This window comes from Streptomyces sp. NPDC088197, assembly GCF_044741185.1.
GTDB lineage: Bacteria > Actinomycetota > Actinomycetes > Streptomycetales > Streptomycetaceae > Actinacidiphila.
The window spans coordinates 149,654-170,102 of sequence record NZ_JBIUSD010000003.1; the positions used below are offsets into that span (position 1 = coordinate 149,654).

The 20,449-nt window shown below is 71.7% G+C and carries 17 protein-coding genes; 12 read left to right on the forward strand and 5 right to left on the reverse strand.

Annotation, left to right across the window (positions count from 1 at the left end; translation table 11 throughout):
* Positions 1 to 68: 68 nt before the first annotated feature.
* Positions 69 to 962, forward strand: coding sequence for a TIGR01777 family oxidoreductase (locus tag ACIOC1_RS09185; protein ID WP_355334341.1), 894 nt, complete (start codon positions 69 to 71; stop codon positions 960 to 962).
* Between the two features lie 297 nt (positions 963 to 1,259).
* The gene (locus ACIOC1_RS09190; protein WP_355334343.1) at positions 1,260 to 2,555 is read left to right on the forward strand and encodes an NAD(P)/FAD-dependent oxidoreductase; all 1,296 of its coding nucleotides are present in this window, start codon (positions 1,260 to 1,262) and stop codon (positions 2,553 to 2,555) included.
* 646 nt (positions 2,556 to 3,201) lie between these two features.
* On the opposite strand, the gene ACIOC1_RS09195 is transcribed toward ACIOC1_RS09190, so the two are convergent.
* Positions 3,202 to 4,701: a regulator gene (locus tag ACIOC1_RS09195; RefSeq protein WP_401852959.1), complete on the reverse strand. Its 1,500-nt coding sequence runs from the start codon at positions 4,699 to 4,701 to the stop codon at positions 3,202 to 3,204.
* Between the two features lie 291 nt (positions 4,702 to 4,992).
* Here ACIOC1_RS09195 and lipB point away from each other — a divergent pair, with 291 nt between their 5' ends.
* The 4 genes from lipB (at position 4,993) to ACIOC1_RS09215 (ending at position 8,302) form a co-directional block, all read left to right on the forward strand.
* Positions 4,993 to 5,829 (forward strand): lipoyl(octanoyl) transferase LipB, encoded by an 837-nt coding sequence (gene lipB / locus ACIOC1_RS09200; protein WP_401852962.1) that lies wholly within the window; start codon positions 4,993 to 4,995, stop codon positions 5,827 to 5,829.
* Positions 5,830 to 6,052: 223 nt separating this feature from the next.
* Positions 6,053 to 7,042 carry a lipoyl synthase gene (gene lipA / locus ACIOC1_RS09205; protein WP_355334351.1) on the forward strand — a complete coding sequence of 330 codons (990 nt, stop codon included), beginning with the start codon at positions 6,053 to 6,055 and terminating at the stop codon, positions 7,040 to 7,042.
* Between the two features lie 332 nt (positions 7,043 to 7,374).
* Positions 7,375 to 7,581, forward strand: a complete 207-nt coding sequence (locus tag ACIOC1_RS09210) for a hypothetical protein (protein ID WP_355334353.1) — start codon at positions 7,375 to 7,377, stop codon at positions 7,579 to 7,581.
* A 31-nt stretch (positions 7,582 to 7,612) separates the two neighbouring features.
* Positions 7,613 to 8,302, forward strand: coding sequence for a DUF4191 domain-containing protein (locus ACIOC1_RS09215; protein ID WP_355334356.1), 690 nt, complete (start codon positions 7,613 to 7,615; stop codon positions 8,300 to 8,302).
* Positions 8,303 to 8,394: 92 nt separating this feature from the next.
* Here the strand turns inward: ACIOC1_RS09215 and ACIOC1_RS09220 are convergent, their stop codons facing one another.
* Positions 8,395 to 8,862, reverse strand: a complete 468-nt coding sequence (locus tag ACIOC1_RS09220; protein WP_188283232.1) for an RDD family protein — start codon at positions 8,860 to 8,862, stop codon at positions 8,395 to 8,397.
* A 240-nt stretch (positions 8,863 to 9,102) separates the two neighbouring features.
* Between ACIOC1_RS09220 and glnA the strand changes: the two genes are divergently transcribed.
* Positions 9,103 to 10,512, forward strand: a complete 1,410-nt coding sequence (gene glnA, locus ACIOC1_RS09225) for a type I glutamate--ammonia ligase (RefSeq protein WP_188283233.1) — start codon at positions 9,103 to 9,105, stop codon at positions 10,510 to 10,512.
* A gap of 243 nt (positions 10,513 to 10,755) precedes the next feature.
* Here the strand turns inward: glnA and ACIOC1_RS09230 are convergent, their stop codons facing one another.
* A complete protein-coding gene (locus tag ACIOC1_RS09230) occupies positions 10,756 to 11,292 on the reverse strand; it encodes a DinB family protein (protein ID WP_401852967.1) in 537 nt (178 codons plus the stop codon).
* A gap of 149 nt (positions 11,293 to 11,441) precedes the next feature.
* A complete protein-coding gene (locus tag ACIOC1_RS09235) occupies positions 11,442 to 11,606 on the reverse strand; it encodes a hypothetical protein (RefSeq protein ID WP_391043825.1) in 165 nt (54 codons plus the stop codon).
* A gap of 195 nt (positions 11,607 to 11,801) precedes the next feature.
* On the opposite strand from ACIOC1_RS09235, the gene ACIOC1_RS09240 reads away from it, so the two are divergent.
* The 5 genes from ACIOC1_RS09240 (at position 11,802) to ACIOC1_RS09260 (ending at position 18,359) form a co-directional block, all read left to right on the forward strand.
* A complete protein-coding gene (locus ACIOC1_RS09240; protein WP_355334365.1) occupies positions 11,802 to 12,593 on the forward strand; it encodes a VOC family protein in 792 nt (263 codons plus the stop codon).
* A 91-nt stretch (positions 12,594 to 12,684) separates the two neighbouring features.
* Positions 12,685 to 13,605, forward strand: a complete 921-nt coding sequence (locus tag ACIOC1_RS09245) for an Fpg/Nei family DNA glycosylase (RefSeq protein WP_401852969.1) — start codon at positions 12,685 to 12,687, stop codon at positions 13,603 to 13,605.
* Between the two features lie 543 nt (positions 13,606 to 14,148).
* A complete protein-coding gene (locus ACIOC1_RS09250) occupies positions 14,149 to 14,829 on the forward strand; it encodes a response regulator transcription factor (protein ID WP_401852971.1) in 681 nt (226 codons plus the stop codon).
* Positions 14,830 to 15,116: 287 nt separating this feature from the next.
* Complete coding sequence (locus ACIOC1_RS09255) at positions 15,117 to 16,982, forward strand: hypothetical protein (protein ID WP_401852974.1); 1,866 nt, start codon at positions 15,117 to 15,119, stop codon at positions 16,980 to 16,982.
* Between the two features lie 135 nt (positions 16,983 to 17,117).
* Entirely contained in the window at positions 17,118 to 18,359 is a 1,242-nt protein-coding gene (locus ACIOC1_RS09260) for a serine hydrolase domain-containing protein (protein ID WP_401852976.1), read from the forward strand.
* A gap of 42 nt (positions 18,360 to 18,401) precedes the next feature.
* Here the strand turns inward: ACIOC1_RS09260 and ACIOC1_RS09265 are convergent, their stop codons facing one another.
* The gene (locus tag ACIOC1_RS09265) at positions 18,402 to 20,384 is read right to left on the reverse strand and encodes a discoidin domain-containing protein (RefSeq protein ID WP_401852978.1); all 1,983 of its coding nucleotides are present in this window, start codon (positions 20,382 to 20,384) and stop codon (positions 18,402 to 18,404) included.
* Between the last annotated feature and the right edge of the window lie 65 nt (positions 20,385 to 20,449).

A 20,449-nucleotide genomic window follows, 5' to 3' on the forward strand; every position in this document is an offset into this window, starting at 1 on the left:
TCACTGTGCCATGGCGCGCCGCGCGCCGGCATCGGACGTCCCGGGCCGTCGGCGGGCACAATGCGACTATGCGTATCGCAGTCACGGGTTCCTCCGGTCTGATCGGCTCCGCCCTGTCCCGCTCGCTCGCCGCGGACGGCCACGACGTCGTACGGCTGGTGCGGCGCGCGCCCGTCGGTCCCGCCGAGGTGCGCTGGGATCCGGCGCGCGGCACGGTGGACACCGCGGGTCTCGAGGGCTGCGAGGCCGTCGTGCACCTGGCGGGCGCCGGGATCGGCGACCGCCGCTGGACCGACAGCCGCAAGAAGGAGCTGGTGGACAGCCGGGTGCTCGGCACCGGCGCCGTCGCCAAGGCCGCCGCCGCGCTCGACACCCCGCCTCGGGTCCTGGTCAGCGCGAGCGCCATCGGCATCTACGGCGACACCGGCGACACGGCCGTCGATGAGGACAGCCCGGTGGGCAGCGGCTTCCTGGCCGAGCTGTGCCAGGAGTGGGAGGCCGCGGCCGATCCCGCCCGCGCGGCCGGCATCCGTACCGTCCACCCCCGTACGGGCCTGGTCGTCGCCAAGGGCGGCGGCGCGTGGGCGCGGCTGTTCCCGCTGTTCAAGGCCGGGCTCGGCGGACGCCTGGGCGACGGACGGCAGTTCTGGAGCTTCATCGCCCTGCACGACGAGGTGGCCGCCATTCGCTACGCGCTGGACACGGCCGATCTGTCCGGGCCGGTCAACCTCACCGCGCCCGAGCCGCTGACCAACCGTGAGATCACCGCCGAGATGGGGCGCGTCCTGCACCGCCCCACCGTGGCCGCGGTCCCGGAGTCCGTCCTGCGCCTGGTCCTCGGCGAACTGGCCCAGGACGTCACGGGCAGCCAACGGGTCCGCCCCAAGCGCCTCTTGGACTCCGGCTTCCGCTTCGCCTTTCCCGAATTCGCGCAGGCCGTGACGGCGGCTCTCGCCGAATAGCCGCTGCTGCGGCGCCTATGACGGCGGGGCGGGGCGTCGCGCGGGCGGCGGGGCGTCGCGCGGGCGGCGGGGCGTCGCGCGGGCGGCGGCCGGAGAGGCGACCGGGCCGGAGAGGTGACCGGGCCGGAGACATTCGGCCGGGGGTGCCGAAAAGCGCTGGATAAGGGCTGGAATCGGCGGGTTGCCCCGGCATCAGATGGCTTTGATGAGGGCATGACCTTTACCAGCGTTCTGCGACGCCTCGGGCGTGACGCCGACGTGAGCGGGGATTCGAACCCGACCTCGGGGAGGGGCACAGTGCTCTCACCAGCACGCCGTGACGTCGCGGGAATCGTGGACGTCGTCGTGATCGGCGCAGGCATATCCGGGCTGTCCGCCGCGCATCAACTCATCGGCGGCGGCCTGTCGGTCACCGTCCTGGAGGCCGCCGACCACGTCGGCGGCCGCATGGCCACCGACGTGGTGGACGGCTTCCGGCTCGACCGCGGCGCTCACCTGCTCAACACGTCCTATCCGGAACTGCGCCGCACGCCGGGGCTGCGGGGGCTGCCGCTGGCGCCGCTCGCGCCCGGCGCCCTGGTCAGAGCCGACGGGCGCGGTTACCGGGTCGGTGACGCGCGCGGCTCCCGTACCGTTCGCGGCTCGGCCCGTGCCCCGATCGGCTCCACGCTGGACCGGGCCCGGCTCGGCACCACCCTCAACCGCCTTGCCGCGACGCCCGCCTCACGGCTCGCCAGCCGACCCGAGACGACCGCCGCGCGGGCGCTGAGCGCACGCGGTTTCGCGCCGCGGACCGTCGAGGGCTTCGTACGGCCGCTGCTGGCCGCCCTGTTGTGCGACCCGGAGCTGCAAACCTCCAGCCGCTGCGCCGACTTGGTGCTGCGCGGCTTCGCCCGCGGCCGTACGTGCCTGCCCGCGACGGGCGCGGCGTCCGTGCCGCGGCGGCTCGCCGCGGGGCTCCCGCCGGGCGCGGTACGGCTCGGCACGCGCGCGGTGCGGGTCGCCGTCAACTGCGTGCAGACCGAGGACGGCACCGAACTGCCCTGCCGGGCCGTGCTGGTGGCCACCGGGGCGCGGGCCGCGGCCGAACTCCTGCCGGGGCTGCGGGTGCCGTCCTTCCACGAGGTCACCGTGCTGCACCACGCGGCGCCCGTCCCACCCGTACGCGAGCCGGTGCTCGTCCTCGACGCCGACCGCATGGGGCCCGTCTCGCACACTCTCCCGGTCAGTGAGATCGACCCGAGCCGGGCGCCGGCCGGGCGCGCCCTCGTCACGTCCGTCGTCCTCGGGCCGCCGCCCGACGGGGCGGGCGACAAGACCGTCCGCGCTCACCTCGCCGAGCTGTACGAGACCTCCACCGACGCGTGGGAGCTGCTCGCCGTCCACAACGATCCCGAGGCCGTGCCGGCCATGCCCGCGCCCCACGATTTGCGGCGTCCCGCCCGGCTCCTCGACGGTCTCTACATCTGCGGTGCCCACCGCACCACCAGCACGCCCCAGGGCGCCCTTCTCTCCGCCCGCCGCGCCGCCCACAGCATCCTCCGCGACGCCGTCCCCCACCCCGCCGACACCCCCACCCCCCAGGCCGCCTAGCCCCTGCCCCACCGGGGCCGGTTCTTCGCCCGCGCCACCGTCAGTGGCCGAGCGCGCACTTCCCCGCGCCCCTAAAAGACCGGCTCACCGCCCCGACGAATGACGGCCCGCCCCGCCAGGGGCGCGAGGAACTGCGCGAGCAACCCACCACCGGCCCGGTGGACCGAACACCGCCGAGCTGCCCCGCCGGGGCCGGTGGTGACCCGCAGGAGCATCGTGGCTGAGCGCGCAGTTCCCCGCGCCCCTAAAAGGATCGGCTCACCGCCCGGCCGAAAGACAGTCGCCCCGCCAGGGGCGCGAGGAACTGCGCGAGCAACCCACCACCGGCCGGTGGACCGAACACCACCGAACTGCCCCGCCGGGGCCGGTGGTGACCCGCAGGAGCGTCGTGGCTGAGCGCGCAGTTCCCCGCGCCCCTAAAAGGATCGGCTCACCGCCCGGACGAAAGACGGCCCGCCCCGCCAGGGGCGCTGGGGGCACCTCCCGGCCGGAGGCTGGGGGAGGAACTGCGCGGGCGACCCACCACCGGCTGGTGGTCCGGGGAGCCACCGAGCTGCCCCGGCGGGGTGGGGGGGACGTCAGGGGACCGCGCCCCTGGGGGGGACCCACCTGCGGGAGGTGGGTAAGGGACCGTGACCGGAGGTCGTCATGGGGCGACCAGCCCCAAGGCGACGGCGCGGTCGCGAAAGGCGCGAACGGCCGCGGCATCGCGATACGGCTCAAGGCGCCGCCCGAAGTCCCGCACGTACTCGACGGCGCGAGCCGACCGCATCTCGGTGGCCTGCTGCATGACCTCGATGCCGAGAGCACAGGCGACGTCCACCTCCCCGAGCCCGAGGCGAGCGGAAGCGAGCACGGTGCGGCAGAAGAGCCGGCTGCGGGCGTACGCGGGGGCGCGGAGCTGGAGGGAGCGCTCGGCGTGCTGCGCGGCGGCCCGGTGCAGTTGGAGGTCCCGGTGGCAGTGCCCGAACTCGTCGGCGAGCTGGGCCTCGTCGAAGAAGCGCGCCCAGGAGGGCACCTCGTCACCGGAGCGGGCCGCCCCGAGCGAGCGTTCGGCCCGCGCGAGCGCCGCGGAACACGCGCGGATCTCACCGAGCAGCCCGTGCCCGCGCGCCTCGGCACTGTGCAGCAGGGCCTGGACGACGGCGGGCGCGCCGGAGCCGACGCCCTGCTGAGCGACCCGGGCGAGCTGGACGGCCTCGCGGCCGTGCCCGAGGTAGACGGCCTGGCGGCTCATGGTGACGAGCACGTAGCCGCCGTAGACCCGGTCCCCCGCGGCCTGCGAGAGCCGTAGCGCCTGGACGAAGTAGCGCTGCGCGAGCCCGTGCGCGCCGATGTCGTACGACGTCCATCCGGCGAGCCGGGTGAGGTCGGCGACGGAGGAGAACAGGCGGCGGCCGAGTGCCTCGCCGTAACTGCCGCGCAGCATCGGCTCGGCCTCGTGCTCCAGGTAACGGACGAGGGCCTGGCGGGCGTGGCCGCCGCCGTACGCGTGGTCGAGCCCCCGGAAGAGGTCGCCGACGGCGCGCAGGGCGGCGATGTCACCGGCCCCGACCTTGGCGCGGGGCGGCCCGGCCTTAGCGGCGAGCCCCGGCGCGGGTCCGGGCGCGGCGGACGGCGGGAGCCCCAGGGGGCCGGGGCCGCGGCTCTGCGCGGGCACCCGTACCGGCGTGGCGTCGGCGCCCCGCGCGACCCTCTCGTCGGCGCGGCCGATCAGCCAGTCGCGGCTGGGCACGACGAGCCCGGCCGCGGTGAAGGCGATCTTCCGCAGCTCCGTCTGGTTGCCGGTGTCCTTGCGCCACAGGCCGCTGACGATGTCCACCGCCTCGTCGGGCGACCCGGCGAATTCGAGGCCCGCGTAGACCGGCGCGCACGCGTCGAGCCCGAGGTCCTGGGCGGAGAGCCGGCGGCCGAGCCGTTGGGTGAAGACCTCGGCGATCAGCGCGGGTGTGGTGCCGCGTGGCTGCTGGCCGCGCAGCCAGCGGGTCACCGAGGTCTTGTCATACCGCAGGTCGAGGCCGTGCTCTATGCCGAGCTGGTCGACCCGGCGGGCGAGCCCCGCGTTGGAGAAGCCTGCCTCCGCGATCAACGAGGCGAGTCTGCTGTTGGGACGGGTCGGGGTTCGCTGCGTGGAACGGTCCGTCATCGGCAGTGCGGTCCACTTCCTGGGACTGGGGAGGTAACCGGAACGGCGTGAATGTAACGGTCGGTACCGGGAAGCTCACCGTAAGACCTCGTTATTCGCCCGAATGGGCGATAAGGACCCTCAAGGGTCGGTAAACCGCCCCGGTCGGTCGGAGGCACCGTGCTATGGCGCCGCCTCAAGCCCCGCCCCCACAGGACGGGAAGCTTCGGCCCCGCTCGGGCCCCACGGACCCGCCGCCGTACAGTGGCAGAGGCGCGAAACAAGCACCGCCGGGCACGCAGAGGAGTGGTCATGGGGTTTCCGCAGGACGCCGCGCGGACGGACGAGCTGCGCTTCGTCCACCTGGGGTTCGGGGCCGACGCCGTCGAGTACACCGAGGCGTGGCAGGAACAGCGCCGGGTGCACGCCGCACGCGTGGAGGACGAGATCCCCGACACCTGCCTGCTCCTCGAACACCCGCCGGTCTACACGGCGGGACGCCGTACGACCGACAGCGAGCGCCCGCTGGACGGCACCCCCGTGGTCGACGTGGACCGCGGCGGCAAGATCACCTGGCACGGCCCCGGCCAGCTCGTCGGCTACCCGATCCTGAAGCTGCCGCGCCCGGTCGACGTGGTCGCGCACGTACGCCGTCTGGAAGAGGCGCTGATCCGTACCTGCGCCGAATTCGGTCTGGAGACCACGCGCGTGGAGGGCCGCAGCGGGGTCTGGGTGCTCGGTGACCCGGTGGCGGAACGCCCGGCGGTCAACGGCCTGACCCTCGACCTCGACCCGCGGGTGGGAGCGGGCTCCCCGTCGAAGGGGGGCGAGGACAGCGAGTTCGACCCGCGGCTGAACGGCCCCGAGTACGCGCCCTCCAACGCCGGACAGCGCCGCGAGGACCGCAAGCTCGCCGCGATCGGCATCCGCGTCGCCAAGGGCGTGACGATGCACGGCTTCGCGATGAACTGCGACCCCGACAACACCTGGTTCGACCGGATCGTGCCCTGCGGCATCCGCGACGCGGGCGTCACCTCGCTCTCCAACGAACTGGGCCGCGACATCGGCGTCACCGAGGTGCTGCCGGTGCTGGAACGGCACCTGGCGGACGTCCTGGGCGCGGTCGTGCCGCTGCCGCGGGCCGTATAGCCGGGGCGGTGGGCCGTACGACGGGGGCTCACGGGCCGTATCGCCGGCCGTACGACCGGGGCCGGTGGCCGTACCGCCGGGCCTCGGCGGTAGCAGGTATCCGGCCGGGAATGCGGCTACGACACGGCTGGTTGCTTCCAGAGGAAGCCGCACGGATCAAGCCGTACGAATCACGGGCGTACTCTGGTGTTCGCCGAAGAATCGAAGCTTTAGGGAGCCGGTCGTGTCCGCAGTCGCACCCGACGGACGCAAGATGCTGCGCCTGGAGGTCCGCAACAGCCAGACCCCCATCGAGCGCAAGCCCGAGTGGATCAAGACCCGCGCCAAGATGGGCCCCGAGTACACCCAGATGCAGAAACTCGTGAAGAGCGAGGGGCTGCACACGGTGTGCCAGGAGGCCGGCTGTCCCAACATCTACGAATGCTGGGAGGACCGCGAGGCGACCTTCCTCATCGGCGGCGACCAGTGCACGCGGCGCTGCGACTTCTGCCAGATCGACACCGGCAAGCCGCAGGCGCTCGACCGTGACGAGCCGCGCCGCGTCGGCGAGTCCGTCGTCACGATGGACCTCAACTACGCCACGATCACCGGCGTCGCCCGCGACGACCTGGAGGACGGCGGCTCCTGGCTGTACGCGGAGACCGTCCGCCAGATCCACGCCATGACGGCGGCGCGCGAGGGCGGCCACACCAAGGTCGAGCTGCTCATCCCCGACTTCAACGCCGAGCCCGCGCAGCTCGCCGAGGTCTTCGGCTCCCGCCCCGAGGTGCTCGCGCACAACGTCGAGACGGTGCCGCGGATCTTCAAGCGGATCCGCCCCGGCTTCCGCTACGAGCGCTCGCTCGAAGTGATCACCCGCGCCCGCGAGGCCGGTCTGGTCACCAAGTCCAACCTGATCCTGGGCATGGGCGAGGAGCGCGAGGAGATCAGCCAGGCGCTCCAGGACCTGCACGACGCGGGCTGCGAGCTGATCACCATCACGCAGTACCTGCGGCCGTCCGTGCGGCACCACCCCGTGGAGCGCTGGGTGAAGCCCGCGGAGTTCGTGGAGCTGAAGGAGGAGGCCGAGGAGATCGGCTACGCGGGCGTCATGTCCGGGCCGCTGGTCCGTTCCTCGTACCGCGCCGGACGGCTCTTCCAGCAGGCCGTGGACAAGCGGCTGCGGGAGGGCGAGCGGCTGGCCGTGGGCCCGGTGGCGGCGCCCTCCGTATGACCCCGGCCGTGACCTCCGTCGTGGCCCCGGCCGTGACCCCCGTCATGGCCCCGTTCCGACCCTCGGTTCCGACCCTCGTCGTGTGAGTCCGCTCACCGCCGACGACGCCCCGCCGGGCGAGTGACCTGGCGGGGCGCCGTGCTGCCGGACCGATGCTTTCATGCGAGATTGACCGAGTGGTCACCGACTGGTAACACGTTGTGGCGACCCTGGTGTCACGCACGGGGCTCTTCGAGTCACCGGCGCTGCCCGCACCACGCGCGTCATCACGTACCGCCCCGCACCTTCCTGCTCCCAGCTCTCAGCTCTCAGCCGCATATGAGGGGGACGCCATGCCGTCCGAGTCCGTGCACATCCGTCCGGCCGTGGCGCTGCGCGCCGTGGAGTCCTTTCTGCTGCGCGGCGGGCAGCAGACAGCCCGCCGTAACGCCTGGGCAGCCGTCGTCGAGGACCGCCGCAGGGCCCGGGACCGGCGGGAGGCGCAGCACGAGATGGACGCCCTTGTGAGCGCCGCACGGGGAAGCGCCCTCAACGACTGAGCGGGCACCCCCCTCGCGTATCCTGAGCGGCATGGCGAGGAAGGAAACACCCGAGAACCCCGAGAATTCTGGACGACTGAAGCAGATCGTCCAGACCTACAAGATGACCAGGCAGGCCGACCCCAAGGTCGGGCTTGTCGTTGCGGCTGTGGGAATCGTCACCTTCGGTGTCATCCTCGCCCTCGGCTTCTTGATCGGTCACCCCATCTACGCAGGCATCCTTGGCTTCCTGCTGGCCTTCCTCGCGATGGCGGTCATCTTCGGCCGCCGGGCCGAGAAGGCCGCGTTCGGGCAGCTCGAAGGCAAGCCGGGCGCCGCCGCGGCCGTTCTGCAGAATGTCGGACGCGGCTGGACCGTCACCCCGGCCGTCGCGATGAACAAGAGCCAGGACGTGGTGCACCGCGCCGTCGGCAAGGCCGGTGTCGTCCTGATCGGTGAAGGCAACCCGAACCGCGTGAAGGGCCTGCTGGCCGCCGAGAAGAAGAAGGTCAACCGGGTCGTCTTCGACGTGCCGGTGCACGACTTCATCGTCGGCAACGGCCCGGACGAGCTGTCGCTGAAGAAGGTGCGCACCACGCTGCTGAAGCTGCCGCGCGTGCTGTCCGGCCCGAAGACGACCGAGGTGAACGACCGGCTGCGGGCGCTCGGGGATCTGATGAGCAACATGCCGATCCCGAAGGGCCCGATGCCCAAGGGGATGCGGATGCCGAAGGGCCGCTAGGCGGTCGGGCTCGGAGGTCGTTGTACGAAGGGGGTGCGGGGACGCTGTCCCCGGACCCCCTTTTCTGTGCCTTCTTCTGCGTCCCGGCTGGGTCAGATCCGTACCTGTACGGACTTGGCGGCCTTGTCGTGCAGGCCGCGGGTGTCGCGGTCCCAGATGACGGCGGGGACGACGAGCAGCAGCAGCGCCGTACGGATGACGACGGCGACGGCTCCCAGACGGCCGCCGTCGAGGCGTACGACGCGCAGGCCCATCAGCCGCTTGCCCAAGGTGGTGCCGACGGTCAGCAGCAGGACGACGCTGACCACGCCGAAGACGACGAGTGTCCAGGTATTGGACTTGCCGGCGTCACGGTGCGCGATCAGGCCGTATGCGATCAGCAGGCAGAGGAACCAGTCGATGAAGAGCGCCACGACGCGGCGCCCCACCGGCGCGATGGAACCCGGCCCGTTCTCCGGCAGTCCGAGGCGCTGCCCGCGGTAGCCGAACTCCACGCCCATCTGCTCGGCGGCGGCACCCGGGCCCGACAGCCACGATCCGATTGCATCCCTGTTGTCCACCCGACCACGGTAACCCGGCGCCGTCCGCGGCCCTACAGCGCGGTCGCGGACGGGGCCTTCCGGACGCCCACCCGTACGGCGCTGCCCGGGTGCCGCCCGGCGTCGCGGTTAACGCCTCGGAAACAAATGGGTCATGCTGGAGAAATCCCTGATCCCTATGGTCGGGGCAGTGTGCGCCACCGCACTGGCGCGCCTCGAGTTGTCAACCCGACCCGTGGGGCCGGGCCTAGGAGGAGTGGGATGTTCCAGAACGCCGACGACGTCAACCGGTTCATTACGGACGAGGACGTCAAGTTCGTCGACGTCCGGTTCTGTGACCTGCCCGGCGTCATGCAGCACTTCACGGTCCCGGTCTCGACGTTCGACCCGACCGATGAGCTTGCTTTCGACGGCTCGTCGATCCGCGGCTTCCAGGCCATCCACGAGTCGGACATGGCGCTGCGCGCCGACCTCTCGACGGCCCGCGTGGACCCGTTCCGCCGGGACAAGACGCTCAACATCAACTTCTTCATCCACGACCCGATCACCGGCGAGGCGTACAGCCGTGACCCGCGGAACGTGGCGAAGAAGGCCGAGGCGTACCTCGCCTCCACCGGCGTCGCCGACACCGCGTACTTCGGCCCCGAGGCCGAGTTCTACGTCTTCGACAGCGTCCGCTTCCAGACGTCGGCGAACGAGTCCTTCTACCACATCGACTCCGAGGCCGCGGCCTGGAACACCGGTGCGGTCGAGGACAACCGCGGCTACAAGGTCCGTTACAAGGGCGGCTACTTCCCGGCCCCGCCGGTCGACCACTTCGCCGACCTGCGCGCCGAGATCTCCCTCCAGTTGGAGGCCTCCGGCCTCCAGGTCGAGCGCCAGCACCACGAGGTGGGCACCGCGGGCCAGGCGGAGATCAACTACAAGTTCAACACGCTGCTCGCCGCGGCCGACGACCTGATGCTCTTCAAGTACATCGTGAAGAACGTCGCGTGGCGCAACAACAAGACCGCGACCTTCATGCCCAAGCCGATCTTCGGTGACAACGGCTCCGGCATGCACGTCCACCAGTCGCTGTGGCAGGGCGGCACGCCGCTCTTCTACGACGAGCAGGGTTACGCGGGCCTGTCCGACATCGCCCGCTACTACATCGGCGGCATCCTCAAGCACGCGCCGTCGCTGCTCGCCTTCACCAACCCGACGGTGAACTCGTACCACCGCCTGGTCCCCGGCTTCGAGGCCCCGGTCAACCTGGTCTACTCGCAGCGCAACCGGTCCGCCGCGATGCGCATCCCGATCACGGGTTCCAACCCGAAGGCCAAGCGCGTCGAGTTCCGCGCCCCGGACCCGTCCTCGAACCCGTACCTCGCCTTCTCCGCCCTCCTCCTCGCGGGCCTCGACGGCGTCAAGAACAAGATCGAGCCCGCCGAGCCGATCGACAAGGACCTCTACGAGCTCGCCCCCGAGGAGCACGCGGGCGTCCCCCAGGTCCCCACCTCCCTCCCCGCCGTCCTCGACGCCCTCGAGGCCGACAACGAGTACCTCCAGGCCGGCGGCGTCTTCACCTCCGACCTGATCGACACCTGGATCGACTACAAGCGCACCGCCGAAATCGCCCCGATCCAGCTCCGCCCGCACCCCCACGAGTTCGAGCTCTACTTCGACATCTAAGCCCGGGCTGCCGCCCCGTGCGGCACCCCCCCAGATGCACCGGAGCCCCGCCACCTCCCTCCCGGAGCGTGACGGGGCTCCCTCGCGTCGGCGGTGGGATCGATCCCCGGGACAGCTCCCGTCAGGCCGGAGAAGGCCAGGTGGCTGCGAGGATGACGCCCGCGAGAGCATCGGGCCGCGCTGCCCGTGGTCGTGGTCGGCCGGGTGGCTTCTGCTGATGGTGGTGTGTGCGAGGGGCGTCGGTTATTCGCCGGTGGCGCCGTCGATGGCCTCGCGGAGGAGATCGGCGTGGCCGAGGTGGCGGGCGTACTCCTCGATCACGTGCTCGAGGACGAAGCGCACGTCGGTGGCGCCGAATTCCGGGTTCGGCATGATGCGGGTGAGGTCGGCGGTCACCTTCGTGAAGAGCTGCCGCGACTCCTCGCACGACGTCAGGTAGTCCTCGTAGACGTCCTCGGCGGACGTGGTGTCCGACTCGTCGTACCACTCGTCGCCGTCGGGGGTGGTGTAGGTCCGGTAGGGGAAGAAGCGAGGCACGGTGTCGGCCAAGGTCCGCTGGAACCAGGCACGTTCGACTCCTTGCAGGTGGCGCATGAGCCCCAGCAGGGTCAACGCCGAGGATCGCAGGGGGCGTTGGCGCAGTTGGGCGTCCGTAAGGCCCTCGCACTTCCACAGGAAGGTCGCCCGGTGGTAGTCGAGATTCGAGGCGATCACCTCCAGCCAGGAGCCTGACAGCACGCGGTCGGGCCGCACGATGTTCTGCACCACGATGTCGCTCACGCTGGGGTCTCCCTACCGGTCGTGCTCGGCCGAGTTCGTACGTCCCCAGGAAGACCTCACCGCGTGCCGGAACTCATCGCCCGCCCGCGATTCGAGGAGAGGCGGCCAGGTGTGCGCCGCCGATCTCCACCGCGAGACCGGCGGAAGGCTCAGTCCGCGTCCGTGTCCGCTGTTTCGCTGGGCGTCGGCGGCTTCTTCTCGTCGACGGCTTCGCTGTATGAGGCCAGTACCTCGTCCATCACCTCGTCCTCCAGGGTCTCCCTCTGGTAGAGCGTCTTGTCCTCGGCGGGGGTGGTGCCCGGCTCATCCGTCATGACCTTCGCATGTCCGCGACGACGAGGTTGATACCGACCAAGGTCACTTCCGATCCGCGGAAGACGCTCCGTAGGGGGCTCCCCACGCCGCGGGACACGGTCCGTGGGGGCGGGGTGGGGTTGGGGGAAGGCAGGCGAGGGGGTGTATACCGTGTATACGATGGGGTGGGGCTTCTGGCCCATGGGTTTGAACTGATGACGGAAGGCAGGCACGTCAGCATGCTCACCACGGATTCCATTCTCGGATCGGCCACATGGATCGACATCGCGGCGAAGGACACGGTGGCCGCGGCCGGGTTCTACGGGGCGGTGTTCGACTGGACGTTCCACCCGGCGGGGCCTGACGCCGGGAGTTACGGGACCTTGCAGAAGGACGGGAAGATCGTGGCGGCGCTGGGGCCGCTGGTGGACGAGGGGGCGACCCCGGCGTGGACGGTGTACTTCGAGACGCCGGACGTGGAGGCCACCGCGAAGGCGGTCGCGCAGGCCGGTGGGGCGGTGCGGGCCGAGCCGTTCGACGCGCGGGACGCGGCGCGGATGGCGGCGGTCACCGATCCGGGCGGGGCGGAATTCGCGCTCTTCCAGCCGAAGGCCCTGAAGGGGCTGGAGACCACGTCGGTGTACGGGTCGCTGGGGTGGGTCGAGCTCCAGACGGCGGACCCGGCCGCGGCGCTGGAGTTCTACCGCGGGCTGTTCGGCTGGCGGGGGGCGGACACGCAGGTGGGTGACGCGCCGTACACGTTCGTCTCGACCTCGGAGGGCGACCAGGGGAACACGGCCTTCGGCGGCATCACGGCCGCGCAGGAGGGTGTGAGCCCGCGCTGGGTGCCGTACTTCGACGTGGCGGACGCGGACGACATCGTCACCCGCGTCCAGGGCGCGGGCGGGACGGTGCTGGTGCCGACCGTGGACGTGCCGGGCATCGGCCGGATCGCCTGGTTCGCCGACCCCTCGGGCGCGACCTTCGCCGTACTCCAGCCCGCCTGATCGCGGCTGTCCCGCGCCGCCCCGGGGCCGTACGCCCCGGGGCGGCGGTCTGTCCGGGGCGGGTCGGGCGGCGGCAGGGCAGACTGGGGGTATGCCTGAATTGCCGGAGGTCGAGTCCCTGAGCAGGTTCCTGGCCGAGCAGCTGGTCGGCCGTACGGTCGAGTGGGTGTACCCGGTCGCCGTGCACGCGCTCAAGACGTACGACCCGCCGATCGGAGCGCTGGAGGGGCGGACCTTCGACGCCGTGGGGCGGCACGGCAAATTCCTCGACCTCACGGCCGGGGAGCTGCACCTCGTGATCCACCTGGCGCGGGCCGGGTGGGTGCGGTGGACGGAGAAGATGGCGGACGCGCCGCCGCGCCCCGGCAAGGGACCGCTGGCACTGCGCGTACGGCTCACCCCTGTAGCGGGAAACGGGACCGGGGACGGGGCCGGAAGCGGGGCCGGAACGACCGGCGGCGAGGGAACCGGCTTCGACGTCACCGAGGCCGGCACCCAGAAGGGCCTCGCGGTCTACGTCGTACGGGACCCGCTGGACGTTCCGGGCGTCGCACGCCTCGGCCCCGACCCCTTCGCCGCCGACTTCACCCTCGCGGCCTTCACCGAACTGCTGGCGGGCAAGCGCAGCCAGATCAAGGGCGTGCTGCGCGATCAGAGCGTGATCGCCGGGATCGGGAACGCGTACTCCGACGAGATCCTGCACGCGGCGCGCATGTCGCCGTACAAGCTGGCCGCCACGCTCACCGAGGACGAGGTGGCCACGCTCTACGACGCGGTCGGTACGACGCTGGCCGACGCCGTCGAGCGGTCGCGCGGGCTGCCGCTGCGCGATCTGAAGTCGGAGAAGAAGAGCGGGCTGCGGGTGCACGGGCGCAAGGGCGAGCCGTGTCCGGTGTGCGGGGACACGATCCGCGAGGTGTCCTTCAGCAACTCGGCGATGCAGTACTGCCCGACGTGCCAGACGGGTGGCAAGCCGCTGGCCGACCGGCGGATGTCCCGGCTGCTCAAGTAGGCGCACGCGTGAGCTCGCGCGATCACTCCACCAGTCGCTCAGGCAGCCGCTCAGGCAGGCGCTCAGGCAGGCGCTCAAGCGCTTGCCCGCGCGGCTGCCCAAGCGGCCGGTCAACTGGCGCCGCACGGGCCCGCGTCGAGGTCTCGCCCGCTCAAGTGCGGTACGCCCCGCTCCGGTTCGGCGGACGCCGGGGTTCCGAGTTGGTTGACCGGTGACGTTAACCGTTGGTAGCGTAATGAGGCAAAAATGTGATCACCTGCTACCGGGTGTGGGCTCCTGCCATGCCGGGTGGATACCAGGGGAGTACCAGGTGTGATCGAACGCGATGGGGAACACTCAGGCCCGTAAGTGCTCCCGCAGTCGCCCTCGTTGGCCATTTTCGGCCAATCGGGGTGGCGTCGCGTTGTGGAAAGGCGCCCGCTCGGGGGCAGGCCGCCGATGTGGTTCTTACTCGGAAGAGACACGGGCGGATTTATGACTTCGGAAATTCTCCACCATTCGCGTCGCATGCCGTTTCCCGCGCGGCTCCGCGTGGTGTTGTTCATGGAGGACCAGATCCTGCGCCTCGGGGTGCAGGCGATCATGTCGGGTCTCGCGACCGGCGTGGAGACGTACTTCGCGGCGAACGAGTTCGACTTCATCGGCAAGGTGCGCGAACACGCCCCCGATGTGGCGGTGTTGACCGCGACCAACCGGCGGCTGTGGACGGTCGTCGGGGAAGCCGGGAGCACCGGGGCGACCGGAAGGGTCGGGGCCGCCGGGGGTGTCGGGAGCGCCGGGGGCGAGAACCCGTCGCCACGGCTGCTGTTGGTGATCGAGCAGCATCAGACGGGGGACCTGGCGGGGCTGCCCGCCGACGGTTATCTGATCCGGCAGGACCTGTCGGCGGCCGGAATGGCCCGCGCCCTCGACCAGTTGGCGGCCGGGGAGATGGCGATTCCGGTGGAGCTGGGCCGCAGCCTCATCCAACAGGCGGCGGCAGCGGCCCCGGTGAAGCGGCGCGGGGCGCTGACGTCACGTGAGAACGAGACGCTGGTGCTGCTGGTGCGCGGCCTGAGCAACAAGCAGATCGGCAGGCGCCTGTTGATCTCCGAGCACGGCGCCAAACGGCTGGTGAGCAGCGTCCTGCTGAAGCTCGACGCCACGAACCGGACCAGCGCCGTCGTCAAGGCGATCAGGATGGGGCTGGTCGACGAGGCGACGCTGGCGGACACCGCGAACTGACGGCTGCGCCCGCCCGCGTGAGACGTGAGCCCGTACGGACAGGGGCCGTACGGGCGCGGGCGGCGCTACGGCGACGGGCGGCGCGGGCGCGGGCCGTACGAGCGGAGACGGCACCAGCACTGGCCATACGAGCGCAGGCCCTACGCGCCCACCTCGCCCGGCCGCAGGCCCCAACGGCTCACCTCACGCGCCCGCCGCGAACACCCGCGTAAATTCCGTTGAACATTCGGCGTACGAGGCGGCCAACCCCGCCGTACCGCGCGGGCGCGCGGCTAGTGTCAGCGGCCGTGACCTCCGTTCCCGACATCGACGACGGCGCCGGGACCTCCGCGCGGCCGGCCCCCGGAACCGACCGGGCGCCGGGCCTGGACGCCCGCCCGGAAGCGGTCCCGACACCCCGCGGCCCCGACCAAGGCGACCGCGACGGCGGCCCCGGCCGCACGACCACCCCGTACCCCCTCCCCGTCCGCCTCGCCGCGGCCCTCCTCGGCCTCGCCGCCGTCGCCGCCATGTGCTGGAGCGGGCTCAACCACGACGTGCGGTACGTCCTCGGCGGCATGCGGGCGAGCGGGCGCGGCGGGATTCCGGCGTCCGGCACCTTCGTGCACCGGCCGCTCGCGTACCGCTGGCCGCTGTCGTGGCTCGACCACCTCACCGCCGGGCCGGTCGCCGTGCGCGAGGCGTCGATACGGCTGCTGGTGATCGTCGTCGCGGCGGCCGTCGTGTGGTGGCTGCGCCAGGGCCTCGCCCGCCACCTGCCGCGCCGCGAGGCGAACGCGGTGGCGGGAGCCGTGGGGCTCGCGCTGCTCTTCGCGCCCGCCTGGGACTTCCTCCAGCCGGAGTGGGTGGCCGTGCTGTGCGCGGTGGCCGGTCTCGCCGCCGCGCTCGCGCCGCGCCGCACCTGGGTGGCCGTCGGCCTCGGCGGCGTGCTGGTCGCGCTCGCGGTGCTGGTGAAGTACACGACCGCGCCCACGGCGCTGCTGCCGCTGGGCGCGCTCCTCGTCCTGGACCGGAGGCGCGGCTGGCTGACCACGGCAGCCGCCGCCGTCGCCGCCCCCGCGGGCTTCGCGCTGGCGATCCTCGTGCAGCCGCGCGAGTGGCGCTGGTTCAACGAACTGTCCGCGCTGAACCCCAACACCCCTTTGCAGAACGGCCTGCACTCCGCCGACGTGCACGCGCTGATCACCACGGTCGGCACCGAGGCGCTGATGAATCCGGTGGTGGCGCTGCTGCCCGCCGCCGTGGTGCTGCTCGCGCGCGGCAGCGCGTCCCGCGCCGCCCGCTGGGCGTGGCCGCTGCTGACGGCGGCCGGGGTCGCGGGCGTGCTGGCCGCGCTGGTGGTGCAGGGGCAGTGGTTCCAGTACCACCTGGCCGCGCTCCCGGTGCTGGCCGCCGCCCTGTGCGGTCTCGCCGTCGCCCGCCGCCCCGACCTGCCGCTGCTCGCCGGGGCCCTGCTGCTCGGCGTCGCCGTCCCCCTGATCGCCGGGCAGTCCTGGAACTGGCGGCACGCGCACGAGACGGCCGCGTACACGCTGGTCTCGGCGGTCGTCGTGGCGACGCTGCTCACGGCCTCGCTGCACGGGCGAACACGGGTACGGGTACAGGTACGCGTACAGGCACGGGTACCCGGACAGGTGCCGGTACGCGCCCCCTCCCCCGGCCTCCTCCTCCGCTCCGTCCCGGCCCTCGCCCTGCTCCTCGCGCTGGCGATCCCGGTGTGGCCGACGACGCCGTACTCGTACGACACCCGGCACTCGACCTTCACCTCGCTCGAACGCGCCGACACCCGGCACGAGTTGACCCGGTGGCTGACCGGCGTCCGGCACCGTATCGGCGCGGACACCCCCGTCACGTACCTGGCGTTCGGCGACATCGGCTATCTACTCGGCAACCCGACGCACTGCCGCTACCCGACGCCCGACTTCCTCCAACGCACGCGCTACGACCGGTCGATCACCAGTCAGGTCAGCTACCGCGAGAATCTGCGCTGCCTGAGCGACCCCGCCTCGCGCTACGCCGTGCTCGACACCTTCTGGTTCCCGCTGGGCCAGGTCGCGCCCGAGGCGGCGGACACGATCCGCGGCCGGTTCGACTGTCACCGGCCCGTCGCCGCCCTGCCCGCCTACCACTTGGTGGTCTGCCCGCGCCGCTGACCCGCTGGCGGCCCGGACCGGGGGTTGTCCCCACCGGGCGTTCGGGTGACAGCTCCATCGATCATGGTGCGCGGCGCGGGTTGGATGGACGCAGTCCGCACGGGGCGGGCCCGGGTCGTCCAACGGGGAGCCGTCATGAAGTCGTTGTCGGGGAAGCGCACGATCGTGGCGGCGTGGTCGGTGGCACTGGCCGCGTCCGCGCTGGCGGCGGTGCCCGCGCACGGCTCGGGCGGCCGACACCACTACGGGCAGGGGGACTTGCGCGGCGACCTCGCCGCGGTGCGGGCCGCGGGGGACGGCCAGGTCAATGTCGTGGCGCGGGTCGACACCCCGGACGGGCCGCTGCGGGCGCGGTTCGGCACGGCGGGACGCGGCTCCAAGGAACCCGTCCCGTGGGAGCCGGAATTCCGCGCGGCGAGCACCACCAAGACCTTCACGGCGGTCGTGGTGCTCCAACTGGCCGCCGAGGGCAAGCTGTCGCTGGACGACACCGTCGAGCACTGGCTGCCCGGCGTGGTGCGCGGCCACGGCAACGACGGCTCGCGGATCACGGTGCGGGACCTGCTGCGGCAGACCAGCGGGCTCTACGACTACGTGGCCGACCCGTCCGTCCAGGACCGGCTCTTCCACCACTTCGACGAGAACCGCTACGACGTGACGCCCGCCCCGCAGCTCGTCGCCCTCGCGATGAGCCATCCGCCGCTGTTCACACCGGGACCGGCGGGTACGGCCCGGCAGTGGGCGTACTCCAACACCAACTACCTGCTGGCCGCGATGATCGCGGAGAAGGCGAACGACAGGGCGGAGCGGACGGCGGGCGGATCGGGCGCCACCTGGCGGGAGTTGGTCGAGCACCGCGTCATCGCGAAGCTGGGCCTGCGGCACACGTACATCCCCGGCGACAATCCGTTCCTGGTCGGGCCGCACGAGCGGGTGACCGTGGACGCTCCCGACGGCGGGGTGCTCGACGCGACCGAGCTGAGCTTCCAGCACACGGCGGACTCCGGGGTGGTGAGCACGCCGGGCGACCTCAACGCCTTCTTCCGGGCGCTCGCGACCGGCGAACTGCTGCCCGCCGAACAGTGGCGGGAGATGCGCGAGACGGTGCCGTACGACGATCTGCCCGTACCGCCGTCCGGCAGGCAGGGCGGTTACGGGCTCGGGCTGCGGGTGGTCCCGCTGAGCTGCGGCGGCGTCTCCTACCTGCACGAGGGCGACGGTTTCGGCGTGTACACCCGGCCCGCCGTGAGCGCCGACGGCCGCCGCGCGGTGACGGTGTCGGTGACCACCACCACCGCGCTGATCGACCAGGACAAGGTCAATCGCGCGGTGGAGGCGCTCACCGACGACGCGCTGTGCGACCGTCAGGCGCCGTGACCCGCGCCGACGGCATCACGAACGGCGCGGGTCGCACTCCGGTCAGGCGCTGTAGACCTCCAGTTCGGAGAGCTGCCCGGCGGGCCAGCCGGTGTTGGCGGTGAAGTTCAGCCGCACGTAGCGCGCGGTGACCGCCGACGGCAGGTTGATCGTCACGGAGTTCCCCGACGCGGGGTTGAACGTGTAGTTCTGCGCGGGGATCTGGGTGGTCAGCGGGACGCTGGGGCCGGCCTGTACGGAGATGGTCTGGGAGCGGGTGCTCCAGGCGGTGGGCGGCGGCAGCTTGAGCACCAGCCGCTTGACGGTGGTGGTGAGGCCGAGGTCGACCTGGATCCACTGCGGGAAGGCGTTGTTGTTGCTCTCCCAGTACGAGTTGGGGTCGCCGTCGACCACGTTGCCCGAGCCGTAGACCTGGGTGTGGCTGCTCTCCGAAGTGGCCTTGCCCAGGGCGAGGTTGGTGCCCGGCGGCACGGTCGTCGCGTCGGTGGTGACGCTGACCTGGTTGGACGCGGGCGACACGTTGCCCGCCGCGTCGACGGCCTGGACGGTGAAGGTGTAGGCGGTGGACGGGCTGAGCCCGGTGACGGTGGCGGTCGTGGCGTTGCCCGCCGCGCTGCCCGCCTGGGTGCTGGTGGAGCCGGTGACCCGCATGATCCGGTAGCCGGTGACGCCGACGTTGTCGGTCGAGGCGGTCCAGGCCAGCGCGGCGGTGGTGTCGGTGTGCCCGGTGACGTGCAGCGTGCCGGGCGCGGTCGGCGGTACGGTGTCGCCGCCGCCGGAGACCAGCGGCTGGGTGGGGCGGACCGCGGTGAGGGCGATCTGGCCCTTGAGCATCTTGCCGCCGTCGCCGGTCAGCCGCAGGTAGTAGTCCGAGGAGCAGGCCGTACCGTCCTCGTCCAGCGCCAGGAAGCCGGAGTTGGTGGGCGTCCACGCCTGGGACTCGGCGGTCTTGGCGATCTGGTTGCCCTCGTTGTACTCGTCGAACATCGAGATGTAGATGCCCTGCACCCCGGCCCGGCAGACGTTGTAGAACTGCCGCCACATGAAGTCGCCGTGCGCGCGCTGCCGTCCGGAGACGTCACCGGGCAGGACGCACGGCTGGTAGTCGATGCCGTGCGCGGCGCAGTCGGCCTCGTCGCCGACGGTGTAGGTGTTGTAGGCGTTGTCGGAGTCGCCCGCGTTGCCGATCGCGCCGACCATCCACGGCGAGATCATGTTGAACGCGTGGTAGACGTCCGAGTAGCCGGTACGGGTGCCCGCGCCGCCGGTGCGCCACTCGCGCGGCACCCCGCCGATGACGTAACAGCCCTGTCCCTTGAACCAGTTGATGACGTCGATGCAGGCGTCGGTGCTGAACGGGTGGTTGTTGTCGTTGAAGCCGAAGCCCCAGATGCAGACGACCGGCTTGCCGTTCTGCGTCGCGTACGCCGAGGAGGCCGTGTTGGCCTTCATCTTGTTGGTCCAGTCCGTCTTGATCTCGGACTGCATGTTCGTCCAGCCGGTGACGTCGTACATGATGTAGAACTTCCGGCTGTGCGACTCCGCCGCGCTGCGCACCTTGGTGGCCATCGCGTCGCGCGTCGGGCCTTCGCCGCCGGTGGGGTTGAAGCGCTGGAGCGCGGCGGTGTCGATGCCGTACTGCTGCATCCACTGGAAGTGCGTGTCGACGGTCTGCTGGTCGTAGGACGAGAAGAGCGTCGCGGGCTGGCCGTTGCCGAGGGCGGCGTATCCCGTCTGGTAGGTGTGGGTGTACTCGCGCATGTCCGGCCAGCTACTGATGCCGGTGTTGGACGGTGACGGGGTCTGGCCCCAGTTCTGCGTCCAGTGCCACCAGCCGTTGATCGGGGCGCCGTCGCCGATGCAGGCGAACCAGCCCTGATAGCCGACCGTGACCTTCCCGACCACGTCTCCCGGCCCGCTGGCCGCTGTCGCGCTGCCCGCGGCGGCGGTCTCCGCGACACCTAGGGTTCCTGCCGCAGTGGCCGCTATGGCGGCTTGCAGGAAGACCCGGCGTGTGACACCCATCTGGACTCCTCCGATCGGCTGTCAACTCCCGCCGCCCGCGCGGCCGTCGGGCACTCGGGTGAGTG

Excerpts from the sequence above, each read along its gene's own strand:
- ACIOC1_RS09210 (WP_355334353.1), top strand. The coding sequence starts at position 7,375 with ATGCCGTCCGAGTCCGTGCACATCCGTCCGGCCGTGGCGCTGCGCGCC.
- lipB (WP_401852962.1), top strand. The coding sequence starts at position 4,993 with ATGGGGTTTCCGCAGGACGCCGCGCGGACGGACGAGCTGCGCTTCGTC.
- ACIOC1_RS09250 (WP_401852971.1), top strand. The coding sequence starts at position 14,149 with ATGGAGGACCAGATCCTGCGCCTCGGGGTGCAGGCGATCATGTCGGGT.
- ACIOC1_RS09260 (WP_401852976.1), top strand. The coding sequence starts at position 17,118 with ATGAAGTCGTTGTCGGGGAAGCGCACGATCGTGGCGGCGTGGTCGGTG.
- ACIOC1_RS09195 (WP_401852959.1), bottom strand. The coding sequence starts at position 4,701 with ATGACGGACCGTTCCACGCAGCGAACCCCGACCCGTCCCAACAGCAGA.
- ACIOC1_RS09235 (WP_391043825.1), bottom strand. The coding sequence starts at position 11,606 with ATGACGGATGAGCCGGGCACCACCCCCGCCGAGGACAAGACGCTCTAC.
- ACIOC1_RS09240 (WP_355334365.1), top strand. The coding sequence starts at position 11,802 with ATGACGGAAGGCAGGCACGTCAGCATGCTCACCACGGATTCCATTCTC.
- ACIOC1_RS09265 (WP_401852978.1), bottom strand. The coding sequence starts at position 20,384 with ATGGGTGTCACACGCCGGGTCTTCCTGCAAGCCGCCATAGCGGCCACT.
- ACIOC1_RS09215 (WP_355334356.1), top strand. The coding sequence starts at position 7,613 with ATGGCGAGGAAGGAAACACCCGAGAACCCCGAGAATTCTGGACGACTG.
- glnA (WP_188283233.1), top strand. The coding sequence starts at position 9,103 with ATGTTCCAGAACGCCGACGACGTCAACCGGTTCATTACGGACGAGGAC.
- ACIOC1_RS09185 (WP_355334341.1), top strand. The coding sequence starts at position 69 with ATGCGTATCGCAGTCACGGGTTCCTCCGGTCTGATCGGCTCCGCCCTG.
- ACIOC1_RS09245 (WP_401852969.1), top strand. The coding sequence starts at position 12,685 with ATGCCTGAATTGCCGGAGGTCGAGTCCCTGAGCAGGTTCCTGGCCGAG.